The following is an 11,494-nucleotide window of genomic DNA, read 5'->3' on the forward strand; positions in this document are numbered from 1 at the left end:
AAGGTGAACCGTGGGTTTAAGTATAGAAGGAATAGCGGAAGTCTTTGGCGTTATTGCGTTGGTAGCTAATTTTATTGCCTACCGTCAAGGCACCGCAAATCGCTATCGTATTGTCTCGGCGATTGCTTTAGGCAGTTTGTCGATTCACTTTGCGATGCTTGGTGCTGTTGCTGGCGCTATTGTTACTGGGATTGCAGTATTACGTAATCTGATTGCATTACGATGGCGCGGCAAGTTGGTGTTATGGGGATTTATTAGCATCAACCTAGGTTTCTTCTTTTGGGAATTAACCGGCGATACCCCATTATTACCTTTATTGATGGCCTATACCTCGTCTATTATTTTTACTGCTGGCGCTATCGTACTCAACGATCCTGTGCTGATTCGGCGTTGGTTTTTACTGGCTGAAATACTGGGTTTAGCCTATGCCATTTTAGTTGGCAGTGTGTCTGGTACCGTATTTAATATTGTTAACTTAACCAGCATTATTCTTAAAATGCTACAAGACAAGCTCGCTGCTCGTGCAACCAATAATGGCAATGACTTGTCTGAGAAATAATCATCCCCATATATTAAGTTAGGGTGATACTTAGAAGCTAAACAAGCGAGACCTTATGTTGATTTATATTCGCCAAATGCAAAGCAAAATAAAACCACAGCCTGGAGCGAATCCGTTGGTGGTTATTTTGGGCTGGTTGTTATTTGGTACTTTGTTGTTGGTTGGTTTATTTTTAGGGCTGGTATTTTTACTGGTTGGTTGGATTCTATTACTCCCAGTGATGTGGCGTAAACGTCGCCAACTCAAGCAAATGTGGCAGTTTAGTAAAGCGACGCGGCAGGCACAGCAGCAAGCTCGTCAACAGGCACAGAATGCTTATCAGCAACGCCAAAATCGTCAAGATGATAGCGTTATTGAAGGTGAGTATGAGGTTAAGCGCGACTCCTAATCCTTGCAGAAGTCGCCTAATTATCGATGCAATCTAGGGTGTCACTCGGCGCCCTTTGTGGGCACCACGAACACGTCGCCAACCCCATCCCAATAAGCCCCAACACGCATCCCATAGCAGTAGTGTCAGTACTGCACTCACCAACGCGGTCACCACTGCGGTCGTCGTCATAGGTACGTTGTAGCTATACATGCGCCAGGTATCTTGGCGAATTTGGGGATTGGCTTGCGTCGCAATAAACCAAACTTGAACGGGCAGGGCCCGTTGCAATTGTTGTTGTTCGTAGCTGAGTAATTCGACCCGATCAATCAGCGTACGGAGCGGCACCGCTTCTGCCTTAAAGATGTCATTATCGCTATTTTCATGTGCAGCTAGCAGTGCTTGCATATCACCATTTAAATAAGTATCGGCGATAGCCTGATACTCGCGGTAATAAATCATTGCTTCGGTGTACTGGGCGTCAATGCGCTGCTGGTACTGGGTCACGTAGTTAGGAATTTGCACTCCAACTAAGGCCGCAGCTAATGCTAATAATAAAGAAAAGTATCGTCTCAGCATAAAAAAAAGGTTGAGTCACAAAAGTGACTCAACCTTAGCATGTTTTATGGGTTTAGCTAACTATTAATCCTCGGGCCGAGCCTTCGGCGGGAAGGTTTTACGTACCACGTAAAACAGCAGAGGAACAAAGAAAATAGCTAATATGGTGCCACCGACCATACCACCAATCACCCCGGTACCAATGGCTTGACGGCTTACCGCACCGGCACCAGTTGACAAGGCTAGTGGCAAGACGCCGAAGGTAAAGGCCAGCGAGGTCATTAAGATTGGGCGCAAGCGTAAGCGGACGGCTTCTAGCGTTGCAGCCAAGAGCTCTTTGCCTTGTGCTTGTAGATCTTTAGCAAATTCCACGATAAGAATCGCGTTACGTGCCGATACCCCAACCGTAGTTAGCAGTCCCACTTGAAAATAGACATCATTTTCAAGGCCGCGCATGGTTGCTGCAATCACGGCACCAAGAATACCTAAGGGCACCACCAACATGACCGCAAATGGAATGGACCAGCTCTCGTAAAGTGCGGCTAGGCACAAAAATACGATGAGCAACGACAACGCGTAGAGCAGTGGTGCTTGGCTACCAGAGGTACGCTCTTCGAGTGAGATACCACTCCATTCATAACCAATACCAGGCGGCAAACGACTGATCAATTCTTCCATTTTCATCATGGCATCGCCTGACGAATAACCTGGTGCAGCTTCACCCTGGATGTTCATCGCTGGCACCCCGTTGTAGCGCTCTAAGCGCTGCGGACCGAAGTCCCAACGGGTGGTCGCAAAGGAAGCAAAAGAGACCATATCGCCTTGATTATTGCGCACATACCACTCATTCACGTCTTCTGGCGTCATCCGGGCTTCCGGTTTACCCTGTAGGTAAACTTTCTTAACCCGACCACGATCCACGAAATCGTTAACGTAGGTAGTACCGAAAGCATTCGATAAGGTCGCGTTGATTTCGCTGATATTTAAGCCCAGTGCTTTGGCTTTTTCATAATCAACGTCAATACGCAGTTGTGCGGTATCTTCCAAGCCATTCGGACGCACCCCAGTTAAACTAGGTTCTTGTGCGGCCATCCCCAGCAATTGGTTGCGTGCATTCAAGAGTTCTGCGTGGCCTAAACCAACACGGTCTTGAATGTAAAGGTTAAAACCACTGGCAGTACCTAACTCAGGAATTGAAGGTAGGTTAAAGGCAAACACCATAGCCTCACGAATTTGCGAGAAGAAGCCAAAAGCTTGACCAATAATGGCATCTATTTGCAGGTGTGGCTCAGTACGCTCACTCCAGTCGGTTAACCGAATAAACGCTAACCCCGAGTTTTGTCCTTGACCACTGAAGCTAAAGCCAACCACCGAAAAGACGGATTGGATACCCTCTGCTTGCTCGAGGTAATAATCCTCAATCTTAGCCATGGTTTGACGTGATTGCTCAAGGGTCGAGCCAGCGGGCAACTGCATCTGAGTTAAGAATACACCGCGGTCTTCGTTCGGAATAAACGAACTCGGCATACGAGCAAATAAGAAGCCAAGTACCACAACCAAGCCCAAATAAACCAGTACAAAACGCACACTACGTTTGATGATATTTTGGACAGAGTTGGTGTATTTGTTGGTGGCTTTATCGAGAGTACGGTTAAACCAACCTAGCAAACCTTTTGGCTGATGGTCATGGTTTAATGGTTTCAGAATGGTCGCACATAAAGATGGCGTGAAGATGATGGCCACCAAAACCGATAACGACATTGCTGAAATAATGGTAATAGAGAATTGACGATACACGGCACCGGTAGAGCCACCGAAGAAGGCCATAGGCACGAATACTGCCGCCATGACCAAGCCAATGGCTACCAGGGCGCCAGTTATTTGTTGCATGGACTTAATCGTAGCTTTACGTGGCGATAGTTTTTCTTCGCTCATCAAACGTTCAACGTTCTCGACCACCACGATGGCATCATCCACCAACAAGCCAATGGCAAGCACCAAACCAAACATGGTTAGGGTATTAATCGAGAAACCAAGGGCCGACATGATCCCGAAGGTACCTAACAGTACCACTGGAATGGCCAACGATGGAATGATAGTGGCGCGTAAGTTCTGTAAGAACAAGAACATCAGCAAGAACACCAAGATGACCGCTTCAAATAAAATCTTCACCACTTCTTTGATGGAGATCTCAACAAACGGAGTGGTGTCATAAGGAATGACTAAACTGACGCCTTCAGGGAAGAATTGCTCGAGTTCAGCTAAGGTTGCTTTCACTGCCTTAGCCGTATCCAAAGCATTTGCCCCGGTCGCCAAGTTAACCGCTAAACCAGAAGCTTGTTGGCGGTTATAACGTGCGGCAACACTGTAGTCTTGGCCACCAAGTTCGACTTTGGCGACATCACCCACGGTGACTTTCGAGCCGTCGTTGTTTACCCGTAGTAACACTTGTTCAAATTGCGCCACCGTTTCTAAGCGCGTTTGGGCAATAATAGATGCGGTTAGACGTTGGCCTTCAACGGACGGGGTGCCACCAACTTGGCCAGCAGCAACCTGATTGTTTTGCTCACGCAACGCTTGCACCACATCGATGGTGTTCATGTTGTAGCGCACTAGCAATTCAGGGTCGAGCCAAATACGCATGGAGTAGGGCGCACCAAACAAACGTACGCTACCAACGCCAGGAGTACGGCTAATCGGGTCCTGAATGTTACTAGCAATATAGTCGCCTAAATCGATTTGAGTAATTTCAGGGTTATCAGAAATGAGCGCTGCTACTAACAAGAAAGAGTTGTTCGCTTTAGCTACCACCAGACCTTGGTCTTGTACTTCTTGTGGTAACAGCGGTAACGCCAACTGCAATTTGTTTTGCACCTGAACCTGCGCGATGTCCGCATCGGTACCGGCTTCAAACGTTAACGTAATGCTGGCGTTACCAGCGGAATCGCTGGTAGATGAAAAGTATTTGAGGTTATCAATACCATTCATGTTCTGCTCAATAACCTGAGTCACACTCTCTTCAAGGGTGGCTGCCGTAGCGCCAGGATAAGAGGCGTTAATTTGCACCGACGGCGGCGCAATTTCAGGATATTGCTCAACGGGAAGCTGCGTGACCGCTAACCCGCCTGCCAACATGATGATAATAGCGATAACCCAAGCAAAAATTGGGCGATCGATAAAAAACTTGGCCATAGGTTATTTCACTTCTTCAGTTTTAACCGGCATCCCCGGTTGAATTTTTTGCAAACCTTCGACGATGACTTGGTCACCAGCAGTTAAACCATCGGTCACAATCCAGTCGCTGCCTACGGTACCTTGCACGGTTAAGTAGCGCTGCTCAACTTCACCCGCTTGGTTAACCACCATGGCGATGGCGCGCCCGCGTGGGTCTCGGGTTACCCCTGTTTGCGGCGCTAAAATAGCTTGTTGCAGTTCACCGCTAGCAATCTCAGTGCGTACGTACATACCAGGCATCAACACCTGCTCAGGGTTGGCTACTTTGGCACGCAAGGTAATCGCACTGGTTTGCGGATCGACGGTAACTTCGTTGAACAACAATTCGCCTTGTAACTCAGTGTTGTCACCGACTTTAACAGTCACTGCCGCACGGTTATTGGCATCAGTCACAATTTGTCCCGAACGCATAGCTTGCTGCAACTGCAGATACTCTGAGCTACTTTGCGCAATATCTATGTAAATTGGATCTAATTGGTGAATGCTGGTTAATGCTTGGGCTTGACCAACACTTAATAACGCACCTTCGGTAAGCTGTGAACGCCCAATACGCCCACTAATAGGCGCCTCAACACGAGTATACTCGAGATTGAGTTTAGCTTGTGTGAGATTGGCTTCAGCTATTTTAAGTTGGGCTTCAGCTTGTAAATATGCAGCTTCAGCTTCGTCATAATCTTGCTGGCTAATGGCTTTATCAGCGACCAAGCCTTGCGAGCGCTCAAAGCGAGCTTGGCTTGCTCTTAGCGTGGCTTGTGCACGCTTTAATTCGGCCTCGGCACTGGCTAAAGTTGCTTCGTACATGGCTGCGTCGATTTGATACAGTTGCTGGCCGGCTTCGACCATCGCACCTTCTTGAAATAGCTGGCGTTGTAAAATACCGCTCACTTGCGGGCGTACTTCAGCGACGCGATAAGCGCTAGCACGACCGGGCAGGGTGGTGGTGAGGTCGACATTTTGCGGAGCAATAGTCACTACTCCTACGGTCATTTGCTGTTGTTGTTGTGCGCCAGGCCCCTGTGCCTGTTCTGCATCACCGCAACCTGCTAGCGCTAACGATGCGCTAAGCATCGAAACTAACAAAGGTACACGTAAACGTTGCTGCATGAATTACCTCTATTCTTATGTATGGATTGGCCGCAGCCAATTGGAATAATCTAGGACGACAAAATTGCGCTAATTATACATACATTCATGTATGTTTGTAAGTGCAAATTAGCGAAAATCACTTTGTTTATCTGCGTTAGAAACATGCTAAGGTATGTGTTAAGTACGCTTCAAACACCGAGAAAGATTATGTCTACTTCGTTCAAACGCCAGTTGTTACTAGGATTATTGGTTTTAGCGATTGCCCTTATTGGAATGATTGTTCAACGCCAATGGCAGGCCACTGATTCAACAAAAAATCGTAACTATTTGTATCAACAATTACTGGAACGTTCGGGACAGCTAAATCGTGACTTACCTAAATTACTCGACCGGCAAACTAGGTTTGAACGGGCCGAAGTGGTTCATTACGGCATGCGCTTTATTTATTCGTTAGTGGGCATCGACAAGTACAGTCACGATGAAGCCAATATCAAACAACAGCTTGAACCAGCAATGTTACGCCAGTATTGCCAGCATGATAGTTTAGCCTTTTATCGTGAGCATGCTGATTTTTTGGAAATTCGTTACCTCGACCAAAATGACCAGTCTTTGTTTACACTACGCTTTGTGCCTACCGACTGCAGCGGATAGACACAAAGCCGCGCGGTCATCTAATCAGGCGCATTAAAGCCATCTAACACCAGTTTGCCAATCACTTGATGACTTTCAAGCAAGCTGTGAGCTAGACGAAGATTGGCCGCGGTTAAGGGGCCTAAATGCTCAGATAGGGTCGTTTTTAAAATACCGGCATCGGTTAATTCAGCAATTTGCTGCAAAATCTGGCCTTGTACATAGGCATCAGCGGTGTTGAACATGGAGCGGGTAAACATAAACTCCCAATGCAAACTGATGCTCTTTTGTTTTAACAGGCGAATGTCTAACAGCTCGCTCGGATCATCAATGAGCGCTAATTTTCCTTGCGGCACGATCAGCTCAGCTAAGCTAGTAAAATGCTGGTCGGTATGGGTTAGACTGGCCACATAATCAACTCCAGTTACACCATGTTGAGCCAATTGTGGGGCTAACGGCTGATGATGGTTGATAACGAGATCAGCTCCTAAATCACGCACCCATTGCTGGCTTTCTGGTCGGGATGCAGTTGCAATCACTGTGAGTTTGGTCAGTTGTTTTGCAAGTTGAATCAAGGCTGAACCAACGCCGCCAGCAGCCCCGGTGATCAGCAAACTACCGGTAGTATCTGCGGTTAAGGCTAAGCGCTCAAACAACAGCTCCCACGCTGTTAAAAAGGTTAACGGCATCGCCGCCGCTTGCGCAAAGTTAAGGCTGTGCGGTTTTCTGCTGACGAGGCGTGCATCAACCACATGATACTGAGCATTAGCACCGGCACGGTCTACAGCGCCCGCATACCAAACTTCGTCACCTTCTTTAAAATCCATGACATTGTCACCAACGCCAATCACCACCCCGGCGACATCCCAACCAAGAACGCCAAACTCGCCGGCTGCCGGCTGTTTGCGCTGGCGAATTTTAGTGTCAACAGGGTTTACAGATAAGCCGTATACAGCAACTAAGATGTCGTCGGCTTGCAGAGTTGGCTCAGCTATTTCTATATCCAATAAAGCTTGGTTGTTATCAATGGGTAACGATTGTTGGTAACCGACTGCTTTCATGCTTGGTTCCTCAGTGCCGAAGTGATGTTCTGGTTTAGCTTAACGTAAAAACTCAGTAAGCCAGAGGTTAAACTAACTGAAACTTTGCTCAATACGTTAACATAGCAAGATTAAGCGAATTTATTAGCAATATTGTAGACTAATTTAGGTCCCTCGTTGAGGGAATCAAAGCCCAGTATTATGTAACAACATGATGCTAAGATGAGCGGCCAACTCAGGGGCCAATGCATTTTAAGGAATTAGCGTGTCCAAAGTGTCTAAACCAGCAGTCACTCCAAGCTCTAACAGCGGCCAAGCTGACGCTTGGTATCAGCGGGTTGCTGAATCATCGGCGGTGTTACCGCTGATGTTTGTATTGTCGATGTTAGAATCGATCATTATTCCGATCCCGCTGGAGCTTATTCTGATTCCGTTGTTGATTCATCAGCGCGAGCGGCTGTGGGCCATAGCTACCGTGGTGCTGGCAGGTTGTCTGGTTGGCGCGAGTATCGGTTATGGGGTTGGGTTATGGCTATTTGATGATATCGGCGACGCTATTCTCACCTATTTTGGCTACAGCCAAGCGTTTGAACAATTTACCGCACAGTTTCAACAGCACGGCTTTGTGACCCTGTTACTGACGGGGATCACGCCCATTCCATTTCAGGTAGGGATGTTAGCGGCGGGGAGTAGTAATTATCCTTTTTCTCTGTTTATGTTGGCAGCCGTGATAGCACGCGGGCTGCGCTATTATGGCCTAGCACTCTTGGTTTATTGGTTTGGACCGCTCGTTTTAGGATGGTGGCAACAACATTCGCGTAAAGCTGGATGGTTGTTGCTAACCTTGTTGGGGGGCGGTTATGCAGTATACTTATTGGTTTAGTAGCCTTAGCTGAGTTGTAGTTTGGCGCTGATCGCACGCAAGGCTTCCACGCCATGTAAATCAGTAGGGAAGAGCGGTAAATAGAGTTGCGGCAGGCTGCTAAATTGCGCCTGAATTTGTTCGCGATAAATGGCCTCTTGCTGGCGACGCTGGGCAAAAAACTCACTATCGATCGCATCAGGAACATTGCGGTTGATCACTAACCCCGCAACGGGCAGATGCTCAGCCTGTAAGGTTTGCACGGCCCGCGTCGTTTCGAGGATCGGGAGTTTTTCTGGGGTTAATACAAACACAATGCCACATTGCTGCGCATCTGTGAGCTGATGGCGAATACGATGAAACAGGCTTTGCCGTTGTTGCAAAGTAGCCGTTATTTCAGCCGTTCGATCATCCATCTCTGCTGTTTCATGGGTGGTTGGGTCGCCCATTGGGTTAGCGATATCACGGCCTGATTTAGCCGAGAGATGGGCTAATACGCCCTCTAGCTGTTCACTCTTTTTGGTTTGCCGTAACAATCCTTGAGTCCAAGCGGCCATGGCTTCAGGCAAGGTTAACAGGCGTAATGTATGACCCGTAGGTGCCGTATCAAAAATAACTAAATCATACCGACTGGGTGCGCTATCGATGATTTTCGCAATGCGTTCTAATAACGCTGCTTCTTGCGCTCCGGGGGACTGCTCGGTTAAGCGCATTTGGCGCTCAATTTCTCCATACATTTGCGGCCGTGCAAAACGCTTCATGGTACGCATGACTCGATTGATGTGCGCCCGCACTTGTTTATCCGGATCAATTTCTAACGCATCAATGTTTGGCAACAGTGGCTGATATTGCTCTTGTTCTTGTTCGCTACTGGGGTCACCAATAGTTAAATCAAAGGCATCAGCCAAGCTATGGGCGGGGTCTGTAGAGACCAATAAGACTTGCTTGCCAAGTTGCGCTGCTTGTAAGGCAATGGCTGCTGAAACCGTGGTTTTACCTACGCCACCTTTACCGCCGACAAATAAGATACGTTTAGATAAGATAGGTAACATAAAAGCTCAGCTAGGTTAGGGGTGTTAACAACAACGAAAGCCATCTAATGGGGAGTGTTCCATCCCCATGCGTAGATGCCATTCATGAAAACGTTCAAGCAATAAAGGTTGTAGTTCAAGGGTGTAATAAGAAGCGGGATTAGGAACCCCCATCAGTTCTGAGAATACTAACAGCATGAAAAGATCGTCCTCGTCCCGCTTCGCACGAGCTATGGCAGCTCGGTAAGGAGCGTTATAGACCGCCGTGGCATACCTATTAGCTTTCCCTAACCAATCGACAATAGCTCGTATTTTCATAGTATTACCTTTTACGTCTCGCCTTATTAAGCTTTGTTACGTTGTTCACGACGTAGCCGTGTAAGGGTACTAGCTGCTTCTAAAGAAATCCAAATGGCAGCAACTAACACAACTAAGTCTAAGCTTAACAAGAACCAATCTGATTTTTGATAGAAGGTCATTAGCTGAATAAGCAATGCGTAAATAGCCATGACTAGCAAAAACAGCAAAGGTATCAAGGTCACATACATGGGGCGACCCAACTTAACCAGCATGGTGGTGATCACCAACAGGGTTAATCCAGCAAGTAACTGGTTGGTGGTGCCAAACAGAGGCCAAATTAGCAAGCCACCAGAACCATCGGCACCACCGGCACCAAAGGCTAGCAATAAACACGAACCTACGGCTAGAAAGGTAGCAGGCGCAGCTTTTTCCATCCATTTAATGTTATAAATATTGCCCCATTCTTGGAAGATATAGCGCTGTAAGCGTAATCCAGTATCCATGGTGGTACCGGCAAATAACACTGCCATCACCGTGAGCAAGGTTTGCGAGATTTCGGTATCGAGACCAATGCCATTCTCGAGGATATTTGCGCCACCGGATACAAAGGCAGCCACGCCACCTTGACCGAAGCTATGATACACGGCTTGCCAATCGGCTAACGTAGCAAAGCCAGCAGTTGCCGCAATAATGGTGGCAAGAGACAATGAACCTTCACCGATCGCACCAAAATAACCAACAAAACGAGCATCCGTTTCTTTGTCGAGCTGTTTTGAGGTGGTTCCTGATGCAACCAAACCATGGAACCCAGATATAGCGCCACAAGCGATGGTGACAAATAACAGTGGCACCAGCGATGGTGTCCCTTCTGGAGTATTGGTATTAAATGCTGGCGCAACGAGTTCAGGGCCGCTTATTAGCACGGCAGCGTAAAGAAGAATTAAGCCGATGAATAATTGTAAGCCGTTAATGTAATCACGTGGTTGCAGTAACATCCATACCGGCAACAAACTAGCGATAGCAGCGTAAAGGAATAGTACGATAATCCACTGCGCGTTATCAGAAACGCCAAATACAGTTTCTGGTAATTCAATCGGGTACGATGGTCCAGCCCATATCAGTGCATAGAGTGCAATCACCCCTAAAATAGAAACCGTGCCTAGGTTCATCCATTTACGGAAGATAAATTGGCCAATAATCAGGGCCACAAAGATAGCTCCCCATACGGGCACTACGGAGCTAGGGAAGTTGATCAGTAGCCCTGAAATAGCGGTCGCAAATACCGCATTAACCATGAGCAGAACTAAGAAAATCACGATCATGAATAGGCTTTGTGAGCGTCGGCCTACCACATCACCAGTGAGCGCCCCAATGGAGCGGGCTTTGTTGCGGTTCGAGGCCCAAATAGCACCCGCATCATGAACACCAGCAAAGAAGATAGTACCGAACACTACCCATAAAAAGGCCGGTACCCAACCCCAAATAACGGCGATAGCTGGCCCAATGATAGGCGCGGCACCCGCAACTGAGGTAAAGTGGTGACCCCACAACACGTACTTGTTAGTGGGAACAAAATCTACGCCGTCTTCAAACTCGTGCGCTGGCGTGCGAAAATTAGGGTCTAGCTTGTAGATTTTTTCGGCTACGAACTTTGAATAAAATACGTAGCCCAAAAACATCGCACCTAAGCCCAGTAACATCAGCAGAATTGCATTCATGGCTTATCCTTTTTTAGTTTATTATTGGCAAATCAATAACTGCGTTATGGTAATGCATAGATAGTAAAGTCTGACATTGGACCAAAGTCTAGGCTAAACCTCAATTTAA

General features: G+C 47.4%; 11 protein-coding genes. 4 read left to right on the forward strand and 7 right to left on the reverse strand.

Going from position 1 to position 11,494, the window contains the following annotated elements:
* Window positions 1-10: 10 nt before the first annotated feature.
* Together AB8S08_RS06080 and AB8S08_RS06085 are read left to right on the forward strand one after the other, a co-directional pair.
* Complete coding sequence (locus AB8S08_RS06080) at window positions 11-559, forward strand: YgjV family protein (protein ID WP_369744125.1); 549 nt, start codon at window positions 11-13, stop codon at window positions 557-559.
* Window positions 560-614: 55 nt separating this feature from the next.
* Window positions 615-947, forward strand: coding sequence for a hypothetical protein (locus tag AB8S08_RS06085; RefSeq protein ID WP_369744126.1), 333 nt, complete (start codon window positions 615-617; stop codon window positions 945-947).
* Between the two features lie 33 nt (window positions 948-980).
* Here the strand turns inward: AB8S08_RS06085 and AB8S08_RS06090 are convergent, their stop codons facing one another.
* The 3 genes from AB8S08_RS06090 to AB8S08_RS06100 all read right to left on the reverse strand — a co-directional run bounded on the left by AB8S08_RS06090 (window position 981) and on the right by AB8S08_RS06100 (window position 5,822).
* Window positions 981-1,505, reverse strand: a complete 525-nt coding sequence (locus tag AB8S08_RS06090) for a DUF2937 family protein (protein ID WP_369744127.1) — start codon at window positions 1,503-1,505, stop codon at window positions 981-983.
* Between the two features lie 63 nt (window positions 1,506-1,568).
* Window positions 1,569-4,676, reverse strand: a complete 3,108-nt coding sequence (locus AB8S08_RS06095; protein WP_110075017.1) for an efflux RND transporter permease subunit — start codon at window positions 4,674-4,676, stop codon at window positions 1,569-1,571.
* A 3-nt stretch (window positions 4,677-4,679) separates the two neighbouring features.
* Window positions 4,680-5,822 (reverse strand): efflux RND transporter periplasmic adaptor subunit, encoded by a 1,143-nt coding sequence (locus AB8S08_RS06100; RefSeq protein ID WP_369744128.1) that lies wholly within the window; start codon window positions 5,820-5,822, stop codon window positions 4,680-4,682.
* 189 nt (window positions 5,823-6,011) lie between these two features.
* On the opposite strand from AB8S08_RS06100, the gene AB8S08_RS06105 reads away from it, so the two are divergent.
* Complete coding sequence (locus AB8S08_RS06105; RefSeq protein ID WP_369744129.1) at window positions 6,012-6,455, forward strand: hypothetical protein; 444 nt, start codon at window positions 6,012-6,014, stop codon at window positions 6,453-6,455.
* Window positions 6,456-6,475: 20 nt separating this feature from the next.
* Here AB8S08_RS06105 and AB8S08_RS06110 read toward each other — a convergent pair whose 3' ends face one another.
* Entirely contained in the window at window positions 6,476-7,495 is a 1,020-nt protein-coding gene (locus AB8S08_RS06110; protein WP_369744130.1) for a zinc-binding alcohol dehydrogenase family protein, read from the reverse strand.
* Between the two features lie 244 nt (window positions 7,496-7,739).
* Here AB8S08_RS06110 and AB8S08_RS06115 point away from each other — a divergent pair, with 244 nt between their 5' ends.
* On the forward strand, window positions 7,740-8,357 hold the full coding sequence (locus AB8S08_RS06115) for a YqaA family protein (RefSeq protein ID WP_369744131.1): 618 nt from the start codon (window positions 7,740-7,742) through the stop codon (window positions 8,355-8,357).
* A 5-nt stretch (window positions 8,358-8,362) separates the two neighbouring features.
* Here the strand turns inward: AB8S08_RS06115 and AB8S08_RS06120 are convergent, their stop codons facing one another.
* From AB8S08_RS06120 to AB8S08_RS06130, 3 genes are read right to left on the reverse strand one after another with little or no spacing between them, the layout of a single operon-like run.
* Window positions 8,363-9,388: an ArsA family ATPase gene (locus AB8S08_RS06120; RefSeq protein ID WP_369744132.1), complete on the reverse strand. Its 1,026-nt coding sequence runs from the start codon at window positions 9,386-9,388 to the stop codon at window positions 8,363-8,365.
* A 24-nt stretch (window positions 9,389-9,412) separates the two neighbouring features.
* On the reverse strand, window positions 9,413-9,685 hold the full coding sequence (locus tag AB8S08_RS06125; RefSeq protein ID WP_110075022.1) for a cory-CC-star protein: 273 nt from the start codon (window positions 9,683-9,685) through the stop codon (window positions 9,413-9,415).
* A gap of 26 nt (window positions 9,686-9,711) precedes the next feature.
* Entirely contained in the window at window positions 9,712-11,385 is a 1,674-nt protein-coding gene (locus AB8S08_RS06130) for a carbon starvation protein A (RefSeq protein WP_369744133.1), read from the reverse strand.
* Between the last annotated feature and the right edge of the window lie 109 nt (window positions 11,386-11,494).

This window comes from Pseudidiomarina sp. PP-1MA (genome assembly GCF_041200125.1).
Taxonomy (GTDB): domain Bacteria; phylum Pseudomonadota; class Gammaproteobacteria; order Enterobacterales; family Alteromonadaceae; genus Pseudidiomarina; species Pseudidiomarina fusca.